19 protein-coding genes are annotated in these 22945 nt (G+C 60.7%); 9 read left to right on the top strand and 10 right to left on the bottom strand.

The features are described from left to right. Positions 1 to 5: 5 nt before the first annotated feature. The 9 genes from panF to KHA73_RS21340 all read right to left on the bottom strand — a co-directional run bounded on the left by panF (position 6) and on the right by KHA73_RS21340 (position 7437). Entirely contained in the window at positions 6 to 1451 is a 1446-nt protein-coding gene (gene panF, locus KHA73_RS21380) for a sodium/pantothenate symporter (protein WP_234586547.1), read from the bottom strand. After that, on the bottom strand, positions 1441 to 1683 hold the full coding sequence (locus tag KHA73_RS21375) for a YhdT family protein (RefSeq protein ID WP_234586545.1): 243 nt from the start codon (positions 1681 to 1683) through the stop codon (positions 1441 to 1443). Before KHA73_RS21375 ends, panF begins: the two co-directional genes overlap by 11 nt. 239 nt (positions 1684 to 1922) lie before the next feature. Then, positions 1923 to 3272 carry an acetyl-CoA carboxylase biotin carboxylase subunit gene (gene accC / locus KHA73_RS21370; protein WP_234586543.1) on the bottom strand — a complete coding sequence of 450 codons (1350 nt, stop codon included), beginning with the start codon at positions 3270 to 3272 and terminating at the stop codon, positions 1923 to 1925. Between the two features lie 11 nt (positions 3273 to 3283). Further along, entirely contained in the window at positions 3284 to 3751 is a 468-nt protein-coding gene (gene accB, locus KHA73_RS21365) for an acetyl-CoA carboxylase biotin carboxyl carrier protein (protein WP_234586541.1), read from the bottom strand. 32 nt (positions 3752 to 3783) lie between these two features. Beyond that, on the bottom strand, positions 3784 to 4236 hold the full coding sequence (gene aroQ, locus KHA73_RS21360; protein WP_234586539.1) for a type II 3-dehydroquinate dehydratase: 453 nt from the start codon (positions 4234 to 4236) through the stop codon (positions 3784 to 3786). Positions 4237 to 4522: 286 nt separating this feature from the next. Next, positions 4523 to 5122, bottom strand: a complete 600-nt coding sequence (gene msrQ / locus KHA73_RS21355) for a protein-methionine-sulfoxide reductase heme-binding subunit MsrQ (protein ID WP_234586537.1) — start codon at positions 5120 to 5122, stop codon at positions 4523 to 4525. After that, the gene (gene msrP / locus KHA73_RS21350; RefSeq protein WP_234586535.1) at positions 5123 to 6124 is read right to left on the bottom strand and encodes a protein-methionine-sulfoxide reductase catalytic subunit MsrP; all 1002 of its coding nucleotides are present in this window, start codon (positions 6122 to 6124) and stop codon (positions 5123 to 5125) included. It abuts the gene before it with no gap. Positions 6125 to 6245: 121 nt separating this feature from the next. After that, the gene (acuI, locus tag KHA73_RS21345; protein ID WP_234586534.1) at positions 6246 to 7223 is read right to left on the bottom strand and encodes an acrylyl-CoA reductase (NADPH); all 978 of its coding nucleotides are present in this window, start codon (positions 7221 to 7223) and stop codon (positions 6246 to 6248) included. A 16-nt stretch (positions 7224 to 7239) separates the two neighbouring features. Continuing rightward, positions 7240 to 7437 carry a hypothetical protein gene (locus KHA73_RS21340; protein WP_234586533.1) on the bottom strand — a complete coding sequence of 66 codons (198 nt, stop codon included), beginning with the start codon at positions 7435 to 7437 and terminating at the stop codon, positions 7240 to 7242. Positions 7438 to 7512: 75 nt separating this feature from the next. On the opposite strand from KHA73_RS21340, the gene csrD reads away from it, so the two are divergent. From csrD to tldD, 9 genes are all read left to right on the top strand, one after another. Next, positions 7513 to 9444, top strand: a complete 1932-nt coding sequence (gene csrD / locus KHA73_RS21335; protein WP_234586531.1) for an RNase E specificity factor CsrD — start codon at positions 7513 to 7515, stop codon at positions 9442 to 9444. A gap of 414 nt (positions 9445 to 9858) precedes the next feature. After that, positions 9859 to 10902, top strand: coding sequence for a rod shape-determining protein MreB (gene mreB / locus KHA73_RS21330; protein ID WP_234586529.1), 1044 nt, complete (start codon positions 9859 to 9861; stop codon positions 10900 to 10902). A gap of 94 nt (positions 10903 to 10996) precedes the next feature. After that, positions 10997 to 12010 (top strand): rod shape-determining protein MreC, encoded by a 1014-nt coding sequence (gene mreC, locus KHA73_RS21325; RefSeq protein ID WP_234586528.1) that lies wholly within the window; start codon positions 10997 to 10999, stop codon positions 12008 to 12010. Further along, complete coding sequence (gene mreD, locus KHA73_RS21320) at positions 12007 to 12495, top strand: rod shape-determining protein MreD (protein ID WP_234586526.1); 489 nt, start codon at positions 12007 to 12009, stop codon at positions 12493 to 12495. The genes mreC and mreD overlap by 4 nt, the downstream gene beginning before the upstream one ends. A gap of 212 nt (positions 12496 to 12707) precedes the next feature. After that, positions 12708 to 13298 carry a Maf family protein gene (locus KHA73_RS21315; protein WP_234586524.1) on the top strand — a complete coding sequence of 197 codons (591 nt, stop codon included), beginning with the start codon at positions 12708 to 12710 and terminating at the stop codon, positions 13296 to 13298. Between the two features lie 38 nt (positions 13299 to 13336). Next, positions 13337 to 14806 (top strand): ribonuclease G, encoded by a 1470-nt coding sequence (rng, locus tag KHA73_RS21310; RefSeq protein ID WP_234586522.1) that lies wholly within the window; start codon positions 13337 to 13339, stop codon positions 14804 to 14806. 88 nt (positions 14807 to 14894) lie between these two features. Continuing rightward, complete coding sequence (gene yhdP, locus KHA73_RS21305; RefSeq protein ID WP_234586520.1) at positions 14895 to 18707, top strand: AsmA2 domain-containing protein YhdP; 3813 nt, start codon at positions 14895 to 14897, stop codon at positions 18705 to 18707. Then, entirely contained in the window at positions 18704 to 19564 is an 861-nt protein-coding gene (gene nit1 / locus KHA73_RS21300) for a deaminated glutathione amidase (RefSeq protein WP_234586518.1), read from the top strand. Before yhdP ends, nit1 begins: the two co-directional genes overlap by 4 nt. Positions 19565 to 19571: 7 nt before the next feature. Then, a complete protein-coding gene (gene tldD / locus KHA73_RS21295) occupies positions 19572 to 21017 on the top strand; it encodes a metalloprotease TldD (protein WP_234586516.1) in 1446 nt (481 codons plus the stop codon). Between the two features lie 61 nt (positions 21018 to 21078). Here the strand turns inward: tldD and KHA73_RS21290 are convergent, their stop codons facing one another. Beyond that, on the bottom strand, positions 21079 to 22761 hold the full coding sequence (locus KHA73_RS21290) for an O-antigen ligase family protein (RefSeq protein WP_234586514.1): 1683 nt from the start codon (positions 22759 to 22761) through the stop codon (positions 21079 to 21081). Positions 22762 to 22945: the final 184 nt, after the last annotated feature.

The raw sequence follows: 22945 nt of genomic DNA, 5'->3' as shown, positions 1-22945 counted from the left end.
TCTCTTCAAGAAGGTAATGATGACGCCGCCCGGCGCTTTTCGCCGACGAGGTTACCGAAATAAAACGCCAGCAGGCTGAGCAACAGCGAGGGCACGATAGGGTGCAGCCCCGCCGGCTGCAGGTTGAAGCTGGCCAATAGCGTATAGCATAACGCACCCGACACCATTGAGCTAAGGGCGCCCTGCGCATTGGCGCGCTCCCAGTACAGCCCCAGCACCAGCGGCCACAGGAACACCGCCTCCAGCCCGCCGAAGGCCAGCAGGTTCAGCCAGATGATCATTTCCGGTGGCCGCCAGGCCGCCAGCAGCACCAGCAGGCCGAGGATCAGGGTAGTCAGGCTGGAGAAGCGCTTGATCATCCGCTCGTTCTGCATCTGCTGCGGCCGCACGCCCAGGTACAGATCCTTGATGATGGTCGCGGAGGATTGCAGCAGTTGGGCGTTGATGGTCGACATAATTGCCGCCATCGGCGCCGCCAGGAAGATGCCGGCGGCATAAGGCGGCAGCACGGTGATCATCAGCGTCGGGATCACCTGATCGGGGATCTTCAGATCCGGCAGCACCGCGCGGCCCAGCGCGCCGGCCAGATGCATGCCGAACATCAGCACCGCCACCACCAGGGTGCCGAGGATGATGCCGCGGTGCACCGCCTTGCTGTCCTTATAGGAGATGCAACGCACCGCGGTGTGCGGCAGGCCGATCACCCCGAAGCACACCAGGATCCAGAACGAGGCCATAAACGGCAGGCTGAGGATCCGATCGCCGCCCTGCGGCGACACCAGCGCCGGGTCGATCTGCTGCAGCTTGTCCACCGCGCTGTGCAACCCGCCGGCGGCGTGGATCACCGCCACCAGCAGCAATACGGTGCCGAGCAGCATCACCAGGCCCTGCATGGCGTCGTTCAGCACGCTGGCGCGGAAGCCGCCGAAGGCGGTGTAGAGCGCGATGCTGATGCCGAAGATCAGCAAACCGGTGTCGTAGGGGATGCCGGCGGCGGTTTCCAGCAGGCGAGCGCCGCCGATAAACTGCACCGTCATCGCGCCGAGGAACGCCACCAGCAGGCTCAGGCTGGCCAGCCACACCAGCAGGCGGCTCTGGTAGCGGCCGTACAGCATGTCGTTGAGGGTGATGGCGTTATAGCGCCGCGCCAGAATGGCGAACTTCTTGCCCAGTACGCCGAGCGACAGCCACACCGCCGGCAGCTGGATCATCGCCAGCAGCACCCAGCCCAGGCCGTATTTATAAGCGGCGCCGGGGCCGCCTATGAACGAGCTGGCGCTGATATAGGTGGCGGTCAGGGTCATTGCCAGCACAAAGCCGCCCATCGAGCGGTTGCCGAGGAAGTACTCGCTGAGAAAATTGCCGCTTTGGCGGCGGCTGTAGGCGTAAACCGACAGGCCGAACACCAGCAGCAGGTAGGCGATCAGCGGCAGGATCACTTCAGTTTGCATCGCCGTCCTCCAGCGAAATATCACGGAATACCACGCGCACCATCAGCCAGCACAGGCCGATAAACAGCAGCGGCACCAGCAGGCAGGCCATTTCGAACCAGTGCGGCAGGCCGGTGACGCCGAAGGCGCTGTCCGGCAGATAGGCCGCCAGCGACCAGGCCAGCAGGTACAGCAGCGTCAGGCCCAGCGCCCAGCGCGCCTCGCGGTGGGCTTGTATAAAACGTGTGTCCATCCGTTTCTCCAATATACCCGTCATACTTGAAGCTGCCTCTGTGTTGGTTGCGCTCACTTACCCGAATCGCTTACTCCGGTAAGCTCATCGGGATGCGCTCCCTTGCCGCCTTGATGCAACTCCAATTATTTAGGGTATACAACTATTATGGATTTGATCATCCCTTGAGTGACCCAAAGCAGTAAAGAAAAAGGCCGGTGATTAACCGGCCTTCCGTCAGGCGAAGTGCATTGCCTGCCTTAGGTTTCCTGCAGACCCAGCTTCTTCTCCAGGTAGTGGATGTTGGTGCCACCGTGCTGGAAGTTTTCGTCGCTCATGATCTTCTGCTGCAGCTCAACGTTGGTTTTGATGCCATCGATGATCAGCTCAGCCAGGGCGTTCTTCATGCGGGCAATCGCCACGTCGCGGTTTTCACCGAAGGTGATCAGTTTGCCAATCATGGAATCATAGTACGGCGGTACGGTATAACCGGCGTAAATATGAGATTCCCAACGCACGCCGAAACCGCCTGGCGCATGGAAACGGGTGATCTTGCCCGGGCTCGGCAGGAAGGTGTTCGGATCTTCGGCGTTGATGCGGCATTCTACCGCGTGGCCGTGGATCTTCACCTCGTCCTGTTTGATCGACAGCGGCTGACCGGCAGCGATGCGCAGCTGCTCTTTGATCAGATCCACGCCGGTGATCATTTCGGTAACCGGGTGTTCCACCTGAATACGGGTGTTCATTTCGATGAAATAGAACTCGCCGTTTTCATACAGGAACTCGAAGGTGCCCGCGCCGCGGTAGCCGATTTCCACACAGGCTTTCGAGCAGCGCTCGCCGATGTAACGGCGCATTTCGCTGGTGATGCCCGGCGCCGGCGCCTCTTCGACCACTTTCTGGTGGCGGCGCTGCATGGAGCAGTCGCGCTCGGCCAGATAGATGGCGTTGCCCTGGCCGTCGGCCAATACCTGAATTTCGATATGGCGTGGGTTTTCCAGGTATTTTTCCATGTAAACCATGTCGTTGTTGAAAGCCGCTTTGGCTTCCGCTTTCGTCATGTTGATGGACTGCTCGAGGTCTTTGTCGCTGCGCACGACGCGCATGCCACGGCCGCCGCCGCCGCCGGACGCCTTGATGATCACCGGGTAGCCGATACGCTTGGCGAAAGCACGGTTTTTATCCATGTCGTCGGTCAGCGGGCCATCGGAACCAGGCACGCAAGGCACGCCGGCTTTCTTCATGGCGTTGATCGCGGAAACCTTGTCGCCCATCAGGCGAATGGTTTCGGCTTTCGGGCCGATAAAGATAAACCCGGAGCGTTCAACCTGCTCGGCGAAGTCGGCGTTCTCGGACAGGAAGCCGTAACCCGGGTGGATCGCCACTGCGCCGGTGATTTCCGCCGCAGAGATGATGGCCGGGATATTCAGATAGCTTTTTACCGATGGCGCCGGACCGATACACACGGTTTCGTCGGCCAGCAGTACGTGTTTCAGATCGCGATCGGCGGTAGAGTGCACGGCAACGGTTTTGATGCCCAGCTCTTTACAAGCACGCAGGATACGAAGCGCGATCTCGCCGCGGTTGGCGATAACAATTTTATCAAGCATGGTTCGCCTCGTTATTCGATGACGACCAGTGGCTCGTCAAATTCAACCGGCTGGCCGTTTTCTACCAGGATGGCTTTAACAACGCCGGATTTGTCCGCTTCGATCTGGTTCATCATTTTCATGGCTTCAACGATGCACAGCGTGTCGCCGGCGTTCACTTTCTGGCCCACTTCGATGAAGGCTTTCGCATCCGGGCTCGGGGTGCGGTAGAAGGTGCCGACCATCGGGGAACGAACCACGTGGCCACTCATGGCTGCAGGGGCCGCAGGGGCTTCTGCCGCAGGCGCGGCGGCAACGGCGGTCGCCAGGGCTGGCTGCTGCTGTGCCGGCATCGCGTATGCCTGTTGCATCATTGGGTAAGCCTGCGCCGGTGCGGCACGGCTGATGCGAACCGACTCTTCGCCTTCAGAGATTTCCAGTTCAGAAATGCCTGATTCTTCAACCAGTTCGATCAGTTTCTTGATTTTACGAATATCCATGAGTGTGATTCCGTACTCTTTTTGTGTAGCAATTAGTGGGTTTTTGACAGACGGTTAACCGCTGCCTGTAAAGCAAAAGTGTAGCCATCCGCGCCGAGGCCGCAGATCACGCCTACCGCTACGTCAGAGAGGTAAGAATGATGGCGGAAAGGTTCGCGGGCGTGCACGTTGGACAGGTGGATCTCAATAAACGGGATCTGCACCGCCAGCAATGCATCGCGCAGCGCCACGCTGGTGTGCGTGAACGCCGCCGGATTGATCAGAATGAAATCCGTGTTGCCGCGCGCCTGATGAATGCATTCAATCAGCTGATGCTCGGCGTTGGATTGCAGGTGGCTCAGGGTTATATCCAGCGCGGACGCCTGGTTTTCCAATCCGTTAACAATCTCTGTCAGCGTCGTGCTGCCGTACTTCTCCGGCTCACGCGTCCCCAGCAGATTCAGATTGGGGCCGTTCAGAAGCAAAATGTGAAACTTATCCGCCATTGTGCTGGTATCTCCGGCAATAAAACCATCATCGTAGAAAATAACCCGATGTCACCGATTTGTCACCTGTTAAGGGGCAAATTCACCCTGAGAACAGAAACAAGGTCGGGCATTATAACGATATCGTAGCAATTCGCAGCTAAATACTGGTCTTATCAGCGAAGATATTCAACCCCAAATCGGTGAACAAGGGGGATCGTTACTGGAATATGAGGGGTAGAACACAGAAAAGTTCCCGCCCGCGGCGCGCGATTTTTACCGTCAATAATGCGCGCCGTGGTGCGGTTTACCGCCACCAGCCGCGGAATTTCTTGTAGCGCAGCGCCAACAGCGCCAGCGCCAGCAGCGCGTAGATGAAAGGCTGCGGCGAAAAGGTCTTTACCGACCACAGGTAGTGGATTGGCGCGAGGATCGCTGCCAGATAGACGAAGTTATGCAACGTCTGCCATTTAGCGCCCATTTTGCGCATCGCCCACCGCGTCGACGTAACCGCCAGCGCCAGCAGGATAAACCAGGCGGCAATACCCAGCGTCAGATAAGGGCGGGTGACCAGTTCACGCCCCAACAGGCCAATATTGCTCAGGCCCAGCTCCAGCGTGGAGTAGCTTATCAGATGCAGGGTTCCCCAGGCAAAGCACCACAGCCCGACCAACCGGCGGCAGCGGATCAGCAGCGGCTGGCGGGCGTAGCGCGCCAGCGGGGCGATAGCCAGGGTGGCCAACAGCAGCTTCAGCGTCATCCTGCCGGTAAAATGCTGGATATCTTTGGCCGGATCGGCGCTGAGCCAGCCCTGATCGACCGCCAGCACCAGCCAGAGAAACGGCAGGAACGCCGCCAGATAAATGGCCGCCTTCAGCCAGGTGATATGAGCAGGGGTGAGGCGCACTTAGAAATTCTCCCGCAGATCCATGCCGCGATACAGCGAAGCCACCTGCTCGGCATAGCCGTTGAACAGCAGCGTCGGCTGGCGTTTGACGTCCAGAATGCCGCCGGAGCCGATAAACCGCTCAGTGGCCTGCGACCAGCGCGGGTGATCGACGTGCGGATTCACGTTGGCGTAAAAACCGTACTCGTCCGGCGCCGATTCGTTCCAGGTCGTTGGCGGTTGGTCGCGCACCAGGCGGATATGCACGATCGACTTGATGCCCTTGAAGCCATATTTCCACGGCGTGATCAGCCGCAGCGGCGCGCCGTTTTGCGGCGGCAGGGTTTTGCCGTAAACGCCGACGGTCAGCAGCGCCAGCGGGTGCATCGCTTCGTCCAGCCGCAGCCCTTCGACATAGGGATATTTCAGACCGCCGCCGATAAAACGGTCTTTCTGGCCCGGCATTTGTTCCGGATCGTACAGCGTCTGGAAGGCGACATAGCGGGCGTTGCTGTTAGGCTCGGCCAGCTTGAGCAGCTTGCCCAACTCAAAGCCGATCCAGGGCACCACCATCGACCAGGCCTCGACGCAGCGCATGCGGTAGATGCGCTGCTCCAGTGGAAAACGCTTCATTAAATCGTCCATGTCCAGCGTGATCGGCTTGGCCACCTCGCCGTCGATGCGCACTTTCCAGCCTTCGGTCTTCAGCCCGCCGGCGTTGGCGGCCGGGTCGGCCTTGTCGAGCCCGAATTCATAGAAGTTGTTGTAGCCGGCGACCTTGTCTTCCGGCGTGAGCGCCAGCTGGGCCTGCCAGGCTGGGGGCTTGCTGAATTCCAGCGCCTTGCCCGGCGGCGCCTTGGGGCGATCGTTGCCTTTGAACCACGACAACAGATCCGCCCGGGCGTTAACGGGCAGGGCCAGCGAGGCGGCGGTAATGCCCAGCGCCTGCAGCACTTTGCGCCGCTGTTGGAAGACGCTTTCCGGCGTGACGTCGGCTTCGGTCAGTTTGGGGTGTTTGTTCATGGGCACTTTTCTCCACGGTTATGGCGTAAGCATGGCGCTAAAGCGGGCCATAAGCGAGGGGCGGCAGGAAAATATGAAATTTCGCAGGCCGGGCTGTCCCCCCGTTGCCGGGGGGCGTGCATCAGCGGATTTTCACCAGGGTGCGGCCGGTGACCTTGTTGGCCAGCAGCGCGGCGGCGGTGGCCGGCGCATCTTCCAACGCGATTTCATGGGTGGCCTGCTGATAAAAACTGTCCGGCAGGATGCCGGCCAGGCGTTCCCAGGCGGTTTGGCGGCGGTGCAGCGGCGTATGCACCGAGTCGACGCCCTGCAGGCGCACGTTGCGCAGGATAAACGGCATCACGGTGGTGGGAAGCAGGTAGCCGCCGGCCAGCCCGCAGGCGGCGACGGTGCCGTTGTAGTTCATCTGCGCCAGCACCCGCGCCAGCAGCTTGTCGCCGACGGTATCCACCGCACCGGCCCACAGCTGTTTCTCCAGCGGGCGCGGCGTTTCGATGTAGCCGTCGCGTGACAGCACCTCTTTGGCGCCGAGCGCTTTCAGGTAATCGGTATTGCTGTCGCGGCCGCTGATGGCCGTCACGCGGTAGCCCAGCGCCGCCAGCAGGGCGATCGCCGTGCTGCCCACGCCACCGCTGGCGCCGGTCACCAGGATGTCGCCGTCGTCCGGATGCACGCCGCCTTCTTCCAGCGCCATCACGCACAGCATGGCGGTAAAGCCGGCGGTGCCGATGATCATCGCCTTGCGCTCGTCCAGGCCGTGCGGCAGCGGCACCAGCCACTCGCCGGAAACCCGCGCCTGTTCTGCCAGCCCGCCCCAGTGGTGTTCGCCCACTCCCCAGCCGGTAAGCACCACGCTTTGGCCTTCTTTAAAACGATCGTCCCGGCTGTGGCGCACCTTGCCGGCAAAGTCGATGCCCGGCACCATCGGGAAGTTGCGGACGATTTTGCCCTTGCCGGTGATCGCCAGCGCGTCTTTATAGTTAAGGCTGGACCAGTTAACGTCGACGGTGACGTCGCCTTCGGGTAACTGGTCGCCGCTGATATCCTTTATATGAGCCAGAGTTTGATCGTCTTGTTGTTCCAATAACAGTGCACGCATGTCACTCTTCCTCTCTTTACAGTTTTGCTATAAATGGCTGAATCAGATTTACTTGACTATATGCATAATAAGCAACCTGAGCCCTGATTAAGGACAAAAATGATGCTTTCAGGTTTTCTTCATCGGCAATGCTTGTTAGGTTGGTCGATTCTTGCCGCCGATGGGCGCGAGCGAAAAATCCGATTTCAATAAAAATCAGAATATTACGTTGCATACGTTCGAGCAGGATCGGCGCCTTTATTAGTCAAAGGGTGAACACTCACTTAACCATAGCGGACAAGGCACAGGGATGCGATTTACCACCAAACTCTCTGCACTGATCACTCTGTTGGTCGCGTTGGCGATGTTTTTGATGCTGATGGGGTGCTCATACAGCTTCTTTTACGTCACCCAAGACCGGTTGGATCGTCGCCTTGACGCGCTGGTGACGTCGCTCGATCAGGCGATGCTGCGCGAATCGCCGCAGGAGCAGGAGAAGTGGCTGCCGCTGGTGATGCGCCCGCTCGGCATTGTGGCGATCAGCGTGGACAGCGGCCAAAGCAACGTCCTTGCGTATAAGCTGCCGACGGTCAAGGCGCCCTGGGATGCGCTGAACGGCTACCGGCAGGTGTCGCGGCCGCTGCTGCAGCACCCGGGCAGCGCCCTCAATATTACCTACCTCGATCCTTTCGCCAGCGACGTGCGCACCTTGCAGTCCACCGCCGCCGTAACGCTGTCGATCATTCTGATGGTGGTTATCCTGCTGTTCAGCCTGCGCTGGCTGCGTGAACAGGCCGACGGAGAAGATCGCCTGGAACGCCGTGCGCGGCGCATCCTCAACGGCGAACGTGAAAACGTCATGCAGGGCGACGTGCGCGAATGGCCGGCCAACGCCAGCGGCGCGCTCGATCGTCTGCTGGCCGATCTGGCGGAGGCCCGCGAGGAGCGCAGCCGGGTCGACACGCTGATACGCGCCTTCGCCGCACAGGACGCCAAAACCGGGCTGAACAACCGGCTGTTCTTCGACAATCAGCTGACCACGCAATTGGAAGAGGAAGGCTCGCACGGCATTGTGATGATGGTGCGGCTGCCCGATTTCGATACCCTGCGCGATACCCACGGCAGCGCGGCGGTGCAGGAGCTGATGTATTCGCTGGTCAACCTGCTTTCCACCTTTGTGATGCGCTACCCGGCGGCGCTGCTGGCGCGCTATTTCCACAGCGATTTCACCGTACTGCTGCCGCACCGCACGCTGAAAGAGGCGGACGGCATCGCCTCGCAGCTGGTAAAGGCGATAGATGCGCTGCCCTCCACGGCATTGATTGACCGCGAAGCCTTCTTGCACATCGGCATAGTGGCGTACCGCAGCGGCCAGACCACCGAACAGGTTATCGATCGCGCGGAGCAGGCGACGCGCCACGCCACGCTGCAGGGCGGCAACGGCTGGTATGTTTACGACAGCCAGGTACCGGAAATGGGGCGCGGCAGCGTGAAGTGGCGCACCTTGCTGGAGCAGGTGCTGGCGCGCGGCGGCCCGCGTTTGTATCAGAAGCCGGCGGTCAGCGTGGAGGGTGAGGTTCACCACCGCGAGATCATGAGCCGGATATACGATGGCGTGCAGGAGTTGCTGCCTTCGGAATATATGCCGCTGGTGCAGCAGTTGGGGCTGGCGGAAAGTTACGATCGCCAACAGGTGAGCCGCATGCTGCCTCTGCTGGCGCAGTGGCCGGAAGAAACGCTGGCGTTTACGCTGTGCGTGGACTCGTTATTGCAGCGCACTTTCCAGCGCTGGTTGCGCGATACCCTGCTAGAGTGCGAAAAAAGTCATCGGCGGCGAATTTTGATTGAACTTGCAGAGGCCGATGTGTGTCAACATATCGACCGTTTGCGTCCGGTGCTGAGATTGCTGTCAGGGCTGGGCTGTCGTCTTGCCGTTTCCCAGGCGGGTTTAACCGTGGTCAGCACTTCCTATATCAAGTCGTTGCAGGTGGAGATAGTCAAGCTCCACCCGGGGTTGGTGCGGAGTATTGACAAGCGGGACGAAAACCAGCTGTTCGTTCAGAGCCTGACTGGCGCCTGCGAAGGCACCAGCGCCCAGGTTTTTGCCGCTAGCGTGCGCACGCGCAACGAATGGCAGACGCTGAAAGAACGCGGGATCCGCGGCGGGCAGGGCGACTTTTTCGCACCGCCGGAGCCGGTAGACGTCGGGCGTAAAAAATATTCACGTCGTTATCGTGTTTAACCTGATTGCCGGACAAAAATTGACGTAGAATGAGCGCTAATTCATCTGGGCCGTTTTCTTCGTCATTTTTGGGAGTTCTTCTCAAACTGCCTGCGACAATAACGGCTATTTGAGATAGGCTCTTGTCAGCCCTTTCCTGTTGAGCGTTGGTAGGCACTTACCACCAGCGGCAATCAGGGAATATGTTAGATTTTATGAGCTGTGTTACGCCGTTTCGTGCGCTAACAGGGTGGTAAACTGAGCCTTTGTTCAGGGAATTCAGGCCTCATCCAATTTCCGTGCATTCGAGCAGAAACAATACAGACTATTTTTCACCGAAGTAGAACGTTTTTGCGCCTTGTCGCTGCTTCGTGTGGTTGGTAAAGTAGGCGGATTTTATTTTCCGCCCCCAGCTTGCAGGATTATCCTTTCGTTATGTTTAAGAAATTTCGTGGCATGTTTTCCAATGACTTGTCCATCGACTTGGGTACCGCCAATACCCTGATTTATGTTAAAGGGCAAGGCATTGTACTGAATGAACCGTCGGTGGTTGCCATTCGCCAAGATCGTGCCGGTTCTCCGAAGAGCGTTGCGGCCGTGGGCCATGACGCCAAACAGATGCTGGGGCGCACCCCTGGCAATATCGCGGCTATTCGCCCGATGAAAGACGGCGTTATCGCCGATTTCTTCGTGACCGAGAAAATGCTGCAGCACTTCATCAAGCAGGTTCACAGCAACAGCTTCATGCGCCCAAGCCCGCGCGTGCTGGTTTGTGTGCCGGTTGGCGCCACCCAGGTTGAACGTCGCGCTATCCGTGAGTCCGCTCAAGGGGCCGGCGCGCGCGAAGTGTTTCTGATTGAAGAGCCGATGGCTGCGGCGATCGGCGCAGGCCTGCCGGTGTCTGAAGCGACCGGTTCGATGGTGGTGGATATCGGCGGCGGTACCACTGAAGTGGCGGTGATCTCGCTGAACGGCGTGGTTTACTCCTCTTCCGTGCGCATCGGCGGCGATCGCTTCGACGAAGCCATCATTAATTATGTGCGCCGTAACTACGGTTCACTGATCGGTGAAGCGACCGCCGAGCGCATCAAGCATGAAATCGGTTCGGCCTACCCGGGCGACGAAGTGCGTGAAATCGAAGTTCGCGGCCGTAACCTGGCTGAGGGCGTGCCGCGCGGCTTTACCCTGAACTCCAATGAAATCCTTGAAGCCCTGCAGGAGCCGTTGACCGGCATCGTCAGCGCGGTAATGGTGGCGCTGGAACAGTGCCCGCCGGAGCTGGCTTCCGACATTTCCGAACGCGGCATGGTACTGACCGGCGGCGGCGCGCTGTTGCGCAACCTCGATCGCCTGCTGATGGAAGAAACCGGCATTCCGGTGGTTGTGGCGGAAGATCCGCTGACCTGCGTGGCGCGCGGTGGCGGCAAGGCGTTGGAAATGATCGACATTCATGGCGGCGATTTGTTCAGCGAAGAATAGTCAGCCCCTGGAAGGAGGAATCGTATCGGATGCATGCGCATAGCGAGAATCAGGTACGGTTCCTTTTTCTGTTGTCGAGGAACTCGCATAATTTATGAAGCCGATTTTTAGCAGGGGTCCTTCTCTGCAACTGCGACTTTTTTTGGCGGTGATCGTGGCCATTGGCCTGATCGTGGCCGACAGCCGGCTCGGTACGTTCGTGAAGATACGCAACTACATGGACACCGCCGTCAGTCCTTTCTATTTTCTGGCCAATGGGCCACGTAAAGTTTTGGACAGCGTGTCAGAAACGCTGGCCACCCGCCAACAGCTGGAGCTGGAAAACCGCGCTCTGCGGCAGGAACTGCTGTTGAAAAACAGCGATATTCTTCTTCTTGGCCAATTCAAGCAGGAAAACGCCCGCTTGCGCGAGCTGTTGGGCTCGCCGTTGCGCCAGGACGAACACAAAATGGTCACCCAGGTGATCTCCACCGGTTCCGATCCGTACAGCGATCAGGTGGTGATCGACAAAGGCTCGGACAATGGCGTCTATGAAGGCCAACCGGTGATCAGCGACAAGGGCGTGGTCGGCCAGGTGGTGGCGGTGGCCAAGGTCACCAGCCGCGTGCTGCTGATTTGCGACGCGTCGCACGCGCTGCCTATCCAGGTGCTGCGCAACGACATCCGGGTGATAGCCGCAGGCAGCGGCTGCGCCGACGATCTGCAGCTGGAACACTTGCCGAACAATACCGATATTCGCGTGGGCGACGTGTTGGTCACCTCCGGCCTCGGCGGCCGCTTCCCGGAAGGTTATCCGGTGGCGGTGGTCTCTTCGGTCAAGGTGGATAACCAGCGCGCCTATACCGTAATCCAGGCGCGGCCGACCGCCGGGCTGCAACGCCTGCGCTACCTGCTGCTGCTGTGGGGCGCGGACCGCAACGGCGACATGCCGCTGCCGCCGGACGAGGTGCATCGGGTGGCCAACGAGCGCCTGATGCAGATGATGCCGCAGGTGCTGCCGCCGGCCGACGCCGTGGGCCCGCAACTGCCGCTGCCCGCTCCGGCTACCGGCGCCGTGCCGCCGCAGGCCGCCGCACCGGCGCAGCCGGCTGCAGGAGTCGCCCAATGAATCGCTACCGCAGCCACGGGCGCTGGATCATCTGGCTGTCATTCCTGGTGGCTCTGGTGCTGCAAATCATGCCCTGGCCGGAGCAAATTTACATGTTCCGCCCGTCCTGGCTGGCGCTGATCCTGATCTACTGGGTGATGGCGCTGCCGCATCGCGTCAACGTCGGCACCGGTTTCGTGCTCGGGCTGGTGATGGATCTGATCCTCGGCTCCACCCTGGGCGTGCGTGCGCTGGCGTTGGGTATCATCGCCTATCTGGTGGCGTTCAAATTCCAGCTGTTCCGCAATATGGCGCTATGGCAACAGGCGCTGATCGTGGTGCTGCTTTCGCTGGCGATGGACGTAGTGGTGTTCTGGGCTGAGTTTTTAGTGATCAACGTCTCTTTCCGCCCAGAGGTGTTCTGGAGTAGTGTGGTAAACGGCATTCTGTGGCCGTGGTTATTCCTGCTGATGCGTAAAATCCGCCGTCAGTTCGCCGTACAGTAAGGGTATTTATACCCAAGAGATTTCCAGTTGCAGCAAGGCGGCAACCGAGTGAATGCCCAGGAGCTTGGATTGCCAAGTGACTGGGTTGACAAATCTGCCGGGAGCAGATTTGAACGCTGTATGCAGCGGCCCCGGAGGGGCGAGGCCCTCGGATGGGCCGAGTAAAGAGGGCAGCCAACGCCGCTGCAGCTTGAAATATGAAGGGTATATCAATGACTTCGACTTCGCTTTATCTGGCCTCCGGCTCTCCGCGTCGACGCGAACTACTGACCCTGCTGGGCATGTCGTTTGACATTTTGCTGACGCATACCGAAGAGCAGCGCCAAGAGGGCGAAGCCGCCGAAGCCTACGTGCGCCGCCTGGCGCAAGACAAAGCCAAGGCGGGCGTCGCGCTGGCGCCGCAGGAACGGCCGGTGCTGGGCGCCGACACCATCGTGGTGCTCAACGGGCGGGTGCTGGAAAAGCCGCGGGATGAAGCCCATGCGGCGGAAATGCTGGCGGCGCTGTCGGGCAAGCAGCATCAGGTGATGACGGCGGTGGCTATCGCCGATCGCCATGACGTGCTGTGCCAGCTGGTGGTGACCGACGTGACGTTCCGCAACCTGTCACAGCAGGATATTCGCGACTATATTGCAACGGGCGAGCCGATGGATAAAGCGGGCGCCTATGGAATTCAAGGAAAGGGTGGTTGTTTCGTCAGAACGATAACCGGGAGTTATCATGCGGTGATGGGCCTGCCGCTGGTCGAAACACATGAGCTGCTCAGTAATTTTGTCGCATTACGTGATGTAAGAACCGGTTGATGGGCGCTGCCATTATCGACCGGCTCTGAGGAGAAGGCATGACAGCTGAGCTACTGGTTAATATCACACCGTCTGAGACGCGGGTTGCCTATATCGACGGCGGCATCCTGCAAGAAATTCATATCGAGCGCGAATCCAAACGCGGCATCGTCGGCAATATTTACAAAGGGCGCGTCAGCCGCGTATTGCCGGGCATGCAGGCGGCGTTCGTCGATATCGGCCTGGACAAGGCCGCCTTCTTGCACGCTTCCGACATCATGCCGCATACCGAATGCGTGGCCGGCGACGAGCAGAAAAACTTCCACGTGCGCGACATCGCCGAACTGGTGCGCCAGGGGCAAGACCTGATGGTGCAGGTGGTGAAAGATCCGCTCGGCACCAAGGGCGCGCGCCTGACCACCGACATTACCCTGCCTTCGCGCTACCTGGTATTTATGCCGGGTGCGGCGCACGTTGGCGTGTCGCAACGCATTGAGAGCGAAGCCGAGCGCGAGCGGCTGAAAAACAGCGTGGCCGCCCATTGCGATGAGCTGGGCGGCTTTATTATCCGCACCGCGGCCGAAGGCATCGGCGAAGAAGAGTTGGCGCAGGACGCCGCCTTCCTCAAGCGGTTGTGGACCAAGGTGATGGAGCGTAAAAAACGCAACCAGACCAAATACAAACTCTATGGCGAGCTGGCATTGGCGCAGCGTATTCTGCGCGACTTCGCCGGCGCGGCGCTGGACCGCATTCGCGTCGACTCCAGGCTGACGCACGATCTGCTGGTGGAGTTTACCGGCGAGTACATTCCGGACATCACCAGCAAGCTGGAGCTGTATACCGGCAGCCAGCCGATCTTCGATCTGTACGACGTGGAAAACGAGATCCAGCGGGCGCTGGAGCGCAAGGTGGAGCTGAAGTCCGGCGGTTATCTGATCATCGATCAGACCGAGGCGATGACCACCGTCGATATCAACACCGGCGCCTTCGTTGGCCACCGCAACCTCGACGAAACTATCTTCAACACCAATATCGAGGCCACTCAGGCCATTGCCCGCCAGCTGCGCCTGCGCAACCTGGGCGGCATTATCATCATCGATTTTATCGATATGAATAACGAGGAACATCGCCGCCGGGTGCTGCACTCGCTGGAGCAGGCGTTGAGTAAAGATCGGGTAAAAACCACGATCAACGGCTTCTCTCAGCTAGGCTTGGTTGAAATGACGCGTAAACGCACGCGTGAAAGCATTGAACATGTGCTGTGCCACGATTGTCCTACCTGTAATGGGCGCGGCACCGTGAAAACGGTGGAAACCGTGTGTTACGAGATCCTGCGTGAGATCGTGCGCGTGCACCATGCCTACGATTCCGATCGTTTCCTGGTCTACGCCTCTGCGGCGGTGGGTGAGGCGCTGAAGAGCGAGGAGTCGCATGCGCTGGCCGAAGTGGAAATTTTCGTCGGCAAACAGGTGAAGGTGCAAATCGAACCCTTGTACAGTCAGGAGCAGTTCGACGTCGTCATGATGTAACCCGCCCGGAATCGACAGGGCCCGGCATGCCGGGGCCGTCAGTGCATAGATATTCCCGTTGCCAGGCAGCGGAAGCAAGGAGAACTGCGTGAGGCGACTGCCTGGGATTCTGTTAGCAACGGGCGCCACTTTGATTGTCGTTGTGGCGTTGCTGATCAGCGGGCTGCGCCTGGTGCTGCCTAAACTGAACGACTACCGTCCCCAGCTGCTGGCGAAGGTGGAGAGCCTCTCCGGCGTGCCGGTGCAGGTCGATTTCATGCAAGGGCGCTGGGAAACCTTCGGCCCAACGTTGGAAATGCGCAACGTGCGCGCCACGTTGCCGAAGAGCAACCTGCATATTGAACGCGTGACGCTGGCGCTGGACGTGTGGCAATCGCTGCTGCACTGGCGCTGGCAGTTTCGCGATCTCACCTTTTACCAATTCCAGCTCGATCTGAACACCACGCTCGTCAGCGAAGACCATAAAGGCAGCACCCTCGAACCGGGGAAGGTCAGCGATTTGATGCTGTACCAGCTCGACCATTTTGACCTGCGCGACAGCCGCATCTCGTTCCTGACGCCCGCCGGCGCACGCGCCGAATTCGAAATCCCGCAGCTAACCTGGCTCAACAGCCGTGACCGCCACCGCGCCGAAGGGCAAATTAGCCTGTCGACGCTTAACGGCCAACACGGCGTGGTGCAGCTGCGTATGGACCTGCGCGATAACCAGGGATTATTGAACACCGGCACGGTGTACCTGCAGGCCGACAATATCGACCTGAAGCCCTGGTTTACCCGCTGGTTGCGCGCCAACACCGGGCTGGAAAACGCCGATTTCAGCCTGGCGGCCTGGCTGCAGATCCAAAACGGCGAGATTGCCGGCGGCCATGCGCTGCTGAAACAAGGTGCGGCCAACTGGGGCACCGGCGCTGGGCAACATCGGTTGGACGTGGACGATCTGGCGCTGTCGATGCAGCGGCAGGGGACCGGTTGGCAGATTGACGTACCCCAGCTGCGGCTGAGCACCGACGGCCAGGCCTGGCCGCAGGGAGCGATTTCCGCGCTGTGGTTGCCGGAAAATACCGAATTTATGGGGCCGGGCCAGAATGAAGAGCTGCGAGTGCGGGCGACCGACATTCAGCTTGAGCGGCTTTCGGCGCTGTTGCCGACCTTCTCGTTCCTCAGCCCGGAAGTGCTGGATCGCTGGAGTGACCTGCGGCCGCAGGGGCAACTGGCGGCGCTGGCGCTGGATATCCCGCTGAAGCAGCCGGAAAAGACCCGTTTCCAGGCGCTGTGGCGCGACGTCAGCTGGCAGCGCTGGAAGCTGCTGCCGGGCGTCGACCACTTCTCCGGCGCGCTGAGCGGCGGCGTGGAAGACGGCCGCCTGACGCTGGGCCTGAATAACAGCACGCTGCCCTACGGCGAGATGTTCCGCGCGCCGCTGGAAATCAGCAGCGCACGGGGTGCGCTGACCTGGAATTACAACGATCAGGGTTGGGAACTGGCGAGCAAGGGATTGGACGTTAAAGCCAAATCGCTGTGGGTCAACGGCGATTTCCGCTACCGCCAGCCGGCCAAGGGCGATCCCTGGCTGAGCATTCTGGCGGGCATCCGCCTGTATGACGGCGCAGACGCCTGGCGCTACTTCCCCGAACCGCTGATGGGCAAGCACCTGGTGGATTACCTCAGTGGCGCCATTCAGGGCGGGCAGGTGGATAACGCCACTCTGATCTATGCCGGCGATCCGCAGCACTTCCCGTACCGCAAGAAGGAGGGCCAGTTTGAGGTATTCGTTCCGTTGCGCCATTCCACATTCCAGTTCCAACCGGGTTGGCCGGCGCTGACCGATCTGGCTATCGACCTCGATTTCGCCAATGAAGGGCTGTGGATGCATGCGCCGCAGGCCCGGTTGGGCAAGGTCGATGGCAAAAACGTCAGCGCGGTGATCCCGGACTACCTGAAGGAGCGGTTGCTGGTCGATGCCGAGGTGGCGGGCGCCGGCGGCGACATTCACGACTATTTCCAACAGACGCCGCTGCGGGATTCGCTGGGGGCTGCGCTGGATGAGCTGCAGATTGGCGGTAACGTAAGTGGGCGCTTACACCTGAATATCCCGCTGGACGGCGAGCAGGTGCGCGCCACCGGTGAAGTGGCGTTAAACAACAATTCACTGTTGGTTAAACCTATCGGCAGTGAGCTGCAAAAGCTGAGCGGCAAATTCCGCTTCGACAACGGCAATCTGGAGAGCGACGCCTTGTCTGCTCACTGGTTCGGGCAGCCGGTGGCGGTCAATTTCACTACGCAGGAAGGCGCCAGCGACTACAAGGTCAACGTGGGTCTGAAAGCGGACTGGCAGCCGGCCAAATTCCCGGGCCTGCCGCAAGAGGTCGCTGCCCAGCTTGGCGGCAGCGCCCCATGGCAGAGCCAGGTCGCCATTGTGCTGCCGCATCAGGGCTCGGCCAGCTATGATATCGGCATCAACGCGGATCTCAAGAGAGTGAGCAGTCACTTACCACCGCCGCTGGATAAACCGGCCGGTGAAGCGCTGCCGCTGAGCGTCAAGGTCACCGGCGGGTTGAACGGCTTTATGCTGACCGGCAGCGCGGGCAAGCAAAATCATTTCAACAGTGAATGGCTGTTTGCCAAAAAGCAGGTGACGTTGGCGCGCGCCGCATGGCAAACCGCCGGAAGCGGCACGCCGCCGCTGCCGTCCAGCAAATCGCTAACCCTCAACCTGCCGCCGCTGGACGGCGAAAAGTGGCTGGCGCTGCTGGCGCCGGCGCTGAAACAGGGCGGCAGCTCCGGCCAAATGGGCGGCTTCAGCTTCCCGACCAAGGTGGCGCTGAACACGCCGCAGTTGCTGTTGGGCGGGCAGGCCTGGCATAAGCTGACGCTGTCGGCCGAGAATCAGCTCGGCGGCACGCTGGTGAGCGCCAAGGGCGATGAAGTGGACGGCAGCCTGCGGGTGGCGGATCGCGGGCCGTGGCGCGCCGATATCAAGTATCTTTATTACAACCCGCAGTTTGCGAGCGGCAAAAGCCCGCAGGCGGAGGCCGTGCCGCAGGCCCCGGCGGAGAAAATTTCATTCCGCGACTGGCCTTCGCTGATGTTGCGCTGTGCGTCGTGCTGGGTATTGGGGCAGAACCTCGGCAAGGTCGAGGCCGACCTGACCAACCGCGGAGATACCCTGACGCTGGATCACGGGCTGGTCGACACCGGCAAAGGGCGCATGACTGCCAGCGGCCTGTGGAAGCAGAATGCGCAGGAAGAACGCAGCTCGCTGAAGGGCAAGCTGCTGGGTGCCAAAATCGACGAAACCGCCGCCTTCTTCGGCATTACCACGCCGCTGAAGGGCGCGCCTTATGATGTGGATTTCGATTTGTACTGGCGCGGCCAGCCCTGGCAGCCGCAGGTGAACACGCTCAGCGGTGCGCTGCAGATCAAGATGGGCAAGGGGGAGATCGACAGCATCGGCGGCGGCCGGGCCGGGCAGTTGCTGCGCCTGGTGAGTTTCGACGCGCTGCTGCGCAAGCTGCAGTTCGATTTCAGCGACACCTTCGGCAAAGGTTTTTACTTTGACTCCATCCGCAGCACCGCGTGGCTGAAAGATGGCATAATGCATACCGATAACCTGTTGGTTGACGGATTGGCGGCGGATATCGCCATGAGTGGCCAAATCGACCTGGCGCGCCGCCGGATCGATATGGAAGCGGTGGTGGCGCCGGAAATTTCGGCCACCGTCGGCGTGGCCACGGCGTTTGTCATCAACCCGATCGTCGGTGCGGCGGTGTTTGCCGCTTCGCAGGTATTGGGGCCGCTATGGAACAAGATTTCCCTGATCCGCTACCATATCAGCGGCGATTTGGACCAGCCGAAGATCAACGAGGTGCTGCGTAAGCCAAAGGAGGATAAAGCGTCATGAGGAATGCTAACGTTGCGTTGTTGCAGTTGTGCAGTGGCGATCGGGTGCGCGATAACCTGGCCCAGATAGAGCAGCAGATCAAGCAGCTTAATGCCGGCGTAAAACTGGTCATGACGCCGGAGAACGCGCTGCTGTTCGCCAATTCCGCCGCTTATCGCGAGCACGCCGAAACGCAGGGCGATGGCCCGCTGCAGAACGCGGTGCGTGAACTGGCGCGCCGCTACGGCATATGGTTGCTGATCGGTTCGATGCCGCTGGTCAGCCGCGAGAACCCGCAGCTTATCACCACCAGCAGCCTGCTGTTCGACGACCGGGGCGAGATCCGTGCGCGCTACGACAAGCTGCACATGTTCGACGTCGACATCAGGGACAGCCACGGCCATTATCGCGAGTCTGACACCTACCAGCACGGCCGGCACCTGACGGTGGTAGACACGCCGGTTGGGCGTCTGGGCATGACGATATGCTACGATTTACGCTTCCCGGCGCTGTTCCAGGCGCTGCGGGCGCAGGGTGCCGAGCTTATCTCGGTGCCGGCGGCCTTTACCCGGGTTACCGGCGAAGCGCACTGGGAGATCCTGCTGCGTGCCAGAGCGATCGAAAACCAGTGCATGATCCTGGCGCCGGCGCAGGTGGGCCGCCACGGGCCGACGCGCCGCACCTGGGGCCACACGCTGGCTGTCGACGGCTGGGGCAAGGTGTTGGCCGAAAACGCCGACGCGGTGGCGGCGCTGAAGGTGCGCGTGGACACCGCCGGCCTGGAAAACATTCGCGAGCAGATGCCGGTGCTGCAGCACAACCGATTCCAGACGTCGCTGACGGCGCCGTCTGACCAAAAATCCTCCAATAAAGAGTGAAAAAATTATGAGCCTGACGTTTGTCAGTGAGCAGTTACTCGCTGCGAATAAGCTGAGTCATCAAGACCTGTACAACGTACTGGGTCAGCTGGCAGAACGCCGCCTCGATTACGCCGACCTCTATTTTCAGTCCAGCTACCATGAGGCCTGGGTGATTGAAGACGGCATCATCAAGGATGGCTCTTACAACATCGATCAGGGCGTCGGGGTGCGCGCCGTCAGCGGCGAGAAAACCGGCTTCGCCTATGCCGATCAGATCACCCTGAACGCGCTGCAGCAGAGCGCGCAGGCGGCGCGCAGCATCGTGCGCGACAGCGGCAACGGCCGGGCGCACACCCTGGGTGAAATCCGCCATCAGGCGCTGTATCCGCTGCTCGATCCGCTGCAGAGCCTGCCGCGCGAAGAGAAAATCGCCCTGTTGCATCGGGTTGACCAGGCGGCGCGCGCCGCCGATAAGCGGGTGCAGGAAGTGAACGCCAGCATCACCGGGGTTTACGAGCAGGTGCTGGTGGCGGCGACCGACGGCACCCTGGCGGCGGACGTGCGCCCGCTGGTGCGCCTTTCCGTCAGCGTGCTGGTGGAGCAGGACGGCAAGCGTGAACGCGGCTCCAGCGGCGGCGGCGGCCGTTTCGGTTATGACTACTTCCTGGAAAGCGTCGAGGGCGAAGTGCGCGCCGACGCCTACGCCAAAGAAGCGGTGCGCATGGCGCTGGTCAATCTGACCGCCGTGGCGGCGCCGGCCGGCAACATGCCGGTAGTGCTGGGCGCAGGCTGGCCGGGCGTGCTGCTGCACGAAGCGGTGGGCCACGGCCTGGAAGGCGATTTCAACCGGCGCGGCACCTCGGTGTTCAGCGGCCAGATGGGGCAGCTGGTGGCTTCCGAACTGTGCACCGTGGTGGACGACGGCACCCTGCAGGGGCGCCGTGGTTCGCTGGCCATCGACGACGAGGGCGTGCCGGGCCAGTACAACCTGTTGATCGAAAATGGCGTGCTGAAAGGCTATATGCAGGACAAGCTCAATGCGCGCCTGATGGGCGTAGCGCCGACCGGCAACGGCCGCCGCGAATCCTATGCGCATCTGCCGATGCCGCGCATGACCAACACTTACATGCTGGCGGGCAAATCGACGCCGGAAGAGATCATCGCCAGCGTCGAATATGGCCTGTATGCGCCGAACTTTGGCGGCGGGCAGGTGGACATCACCTCCGGCAAGTTCGTGTTCTCCACCACCGAAGCCTATCTGATCGAGAACGGCCGCATCACCAAGCCGGTGAAAGGCGCCACCCTGATCGGCTCCGGCATCGAGGCGATGCAGCAGATCTCGATGGTCGGCAACGATTTGGCGCTGGACAAGGGCGTGGGCGTTTGCGGCAAGGAAGGGCAGAGCCTGCCGGTGGGCGTCGGCCAGCCGACGCTGAAGCTGGATACCCTGACCGTCGGCGGCACGGCGTAAACCTCACAGGGGCCGGAAGCCGGCCCCTGCTACACCCAGTCAGCTGTGGGAGTCGATGTTCCTACCTGAAACGCGGATCCCGCGGAAAGAAAAAGGCGGCTTCGCGCAGGCGGGCGTCGGCCTCCGCGTTTGCACCCTGATGGCGCAGTATCATAATGAGCGTGGCGTAGACGTTGGCGTCGATGCGTCGCTGCAGATAAGCGTCCGCCCACTGGCGGTGGCTGGTCAGCAATCCCTCATCCTGAGTTTGGTTATAAACCAGCAGCGCGTGCGACTGTTCGTCAAAGGTCTTGCGTTCCCGGTGGATCCAGGCGGCCGGTTCGGGCAGGGCTTCAATACTGTCGATATTGACCAGCATGGTGCGCTCCGCCTGAGTTAACGCCAGGCCGCCAACCCAGGCGAAGCTCAGCATCACCAGGGCGCCGGCCGCTAACGCGGCAACCGGAACGGCCAACGCTTTGGCGGCCGGCAGCGGGCGCTGCGCGCCGGTTTGGCCATCCAGCAGCGCCAACAGCAGCAGGAATACCAGCCAGTGAGGGGCGGACAGATAAAAAGGATATTCCAGCTGGGTGTGCAGCAATATTGGCAGCAGCACCAAAAACAGCCCGATCCTGTCGCCGGTCGATTCTTGGCGATCCCTGCGCCAGGCCTGGCGCAGTAGCAGCGCGCCGGCGGCCAGGATCAGGACGATGCCCGCCAGGGCCGGCAGGCCGCCCTCTACCCACCACAGTAGGATTTCATTATGCGGATGGCTGGCGACTTCCCACACCTCACGCCAGGGCATTTCATCCAGACGAAAATGCAGGAAGCTGTATTCAAAACCGCCATATCCCCAGCCCGACAGCGGCTTGGCCAAAATCATGGCGCCGACGTCGTGCAACATGGCCAGGCGTGCGCCGTTGGAATCGCTGCGGTTGAGCAGGCCCGTTCTTTCGCTGAGGCCGAAACCGCTCAACACCACGACGAGGCCGATGGCAACGCCCAGCAGCAGCGCGCCGCAGGCCAGGCGGGTGTTTCCGGGCCGGCAGCGGCCAAAGCGCCACAGCAGCAATGCCGCTGCCAACGCCCCGCCCAGCCATCCGGCGCGCGATTGGATCAGCACCAGCAATGCGGAAAAGCCGGTTGCCAGCGCCAACAGCAGCGCCCGCCGCCGGCGTTCACCCCCCGCTAATGCATAGGTCGGCGACAGTAATAGCAGCAGCGTCAGCGCCAACCCGGTGGCGATAAAGTTGGCGAACACGTTCGGCTGCTGAAAGATGCCGTACACCCGGCCACCGTCAGGCGCTACCCAGGCAAGCGTCGGGGCAAACAGCTGCAGAAACGCCAGCAGCGCCTGTATGGCGACGGCGCAAAGTAGTCCATGCAGCAGCAGTGAGCGCTGTCGGGAGCTCGGCCTGAGCTGCAGACAGGCCAGATAGAATAGCCAACCGCCCAGCAAGCCGGCGCAGCGCCATAAGGCGGCCTCACGCCACTCCGGGCGGGTGTAGAGCAGCGGTAGCGCCAGCACCACCATGCCGATGAACAGCAGGCGTGCCGTCGGGGTGGTGACCACAGGCCAGCGTCCGGCGCAGAGGGCCAGGGAAACGATCAGCGTCAGCAGCGCCATTGCGCCCCATGCGAAGATATTCTGCGGCAACGCCAGGCCGACACCGCCCATATTGGGCTGATAGATCGGTAAGATGGCGAGCATCCAGACCAGAAGCAGGGACAACGCGACCGCCCCCAAAGCGGATTTGCTGTTCATGCGGAAAACTGCCGTGTGAAAGTGTATTTGGCTGAGAACATATTATGGTTATTTCCCGTCGTTTTATTTTGGTTTTAAACCAGGTGTTTTACAGTGTTAATCTCGCCAGATATTTATGGCGAAGGAGGCGCGCTTTACTATTAATATCCCCGGCTCTTTATCTTAGGATACCGAAACGTTCGGT

The organism is Serratia entomophila (assembly GCF_021462285.1).
Classification (GTDB): Bacteria; Pseudomonadota; Gammaproteobacteria; order Enterobacterales; family Enterobacteriaceae; genus Serratia; species Serratia entomophila.
This window is presented reverse-complemented; position numbering and strand designations above follow the sequence as displayed.

Bases quoted from the DNA above. Each gene is read 5' to 3' on its own strand.
- panF (WP_234586547.1), bottom strand. From the start codon at position 1,451: ATGCAAACTGAAGTGATCCTGCCGCTGATCGCCTACCTGCTGCTGGTG.
- KHA73_RS21375 (WP_234586545.1), bottom strand. From the start codon at position 1,683: ATGGACACACGTTTTATACAAGCCCACCGCGAGGCGCGCTGGGCGCTG.
- accC (WP_234586543.1), bottom strand. From the start codon at position 3,272: ATGCTTGATAAAATTGTTATCGCCAACCGCGGCGAGATCGCGCTTCGT.
- accB (WP_234586541.1), bottom strand. From the start codon at position 3,751: ATGGATATTCGTAAAATCAAGAAACTGATCGAACTGGTTGAAGAATCA.
- aroQ (WP_234586539.1), bottom strand. From the start codon at position 4,236: ATGGCGGATAAGTTTCACATTTTGCTTCTGAACGGCCCCAATCTGAAT.
- msrP (WP_234586535.1), bottom strand. From the start codon at position 6,124: ATGAACAAACACCCCAAACTGACCGAAGCCGACGTCACGCCGGAAAGC.
- acuI (WP_234586534.1), bottom strand. From the start codon at position 7,223: ATGCGTGCACTGTTATTGGAACAACAAGACGATCAAACTCTGGCTCAT.
- KHA73_RS21340 (WP_234586533.1), bottom strand. From the start codon at position 7,437: ATGCAACGTAATATTCTGATTTTTATTGAAATCGGATTTTTCGCTCGC.
- csrD (WP_234586531.1), top strand. From the start codon at position 7,513: ATGCGATTTACCACCAAACTCTCTGCACTGATCACTCTGTTGGTCGCG.
- mreB (WP_234586529.1), top strand. From the start codon at position 9,859: ATGTTTAAGAAATTTCGTGGCATGTTTTCCAATGACTTGTCCATCGAC.
- mreC (WP_234586528.1), top strand. From the start codon at position 10,997: ATGAAGCCGATTTTTAGCAGGGGTCCTTCTCTGCAACTGCGACTTTTT.
- mreD (WP_234586526.1), top strand. From the start codon at position 12,007: ATGAATCGCTACCGCAGCCACGGGCGCTGGATCATCTGGCTGTCATTC.
- KHA73_RS21315 (WP_234586524.1), top strand. From the start codon at position 12,708: ATGACTTCGACTTCGCTTTATCTGGCCTCCGGCTCTCCGCGTCGACGC.
- rng (WP_234586522.1), top strand. From the start codon at position 13,337: ATGACAGCTGAGCTACTGGTTAATATCACACCGTCTGAGACGCGGGTT.
- nit1 (WP_234586518.1), top strand. From the start codon at position 18,704: ATGAGGAATGCTAACGTTGCGTTGTTGCAGTTGTGCAGTGGCGATCGG.
- tldD (WP_234586516.1), top strand. From the start codon at position 19,572: ATGAGCCTGACGTTTGTCAGTGAGCAGTTACTCGCTGCGAATAAGCTG.
- KHA73_RS21290 (WP_234586514.1), bottom strand. From the start codon at position 22,761: ATGAACAGCAAATCCGCTTTGGGGGCGGTCGCGTTGTCCCTGCTTCTG.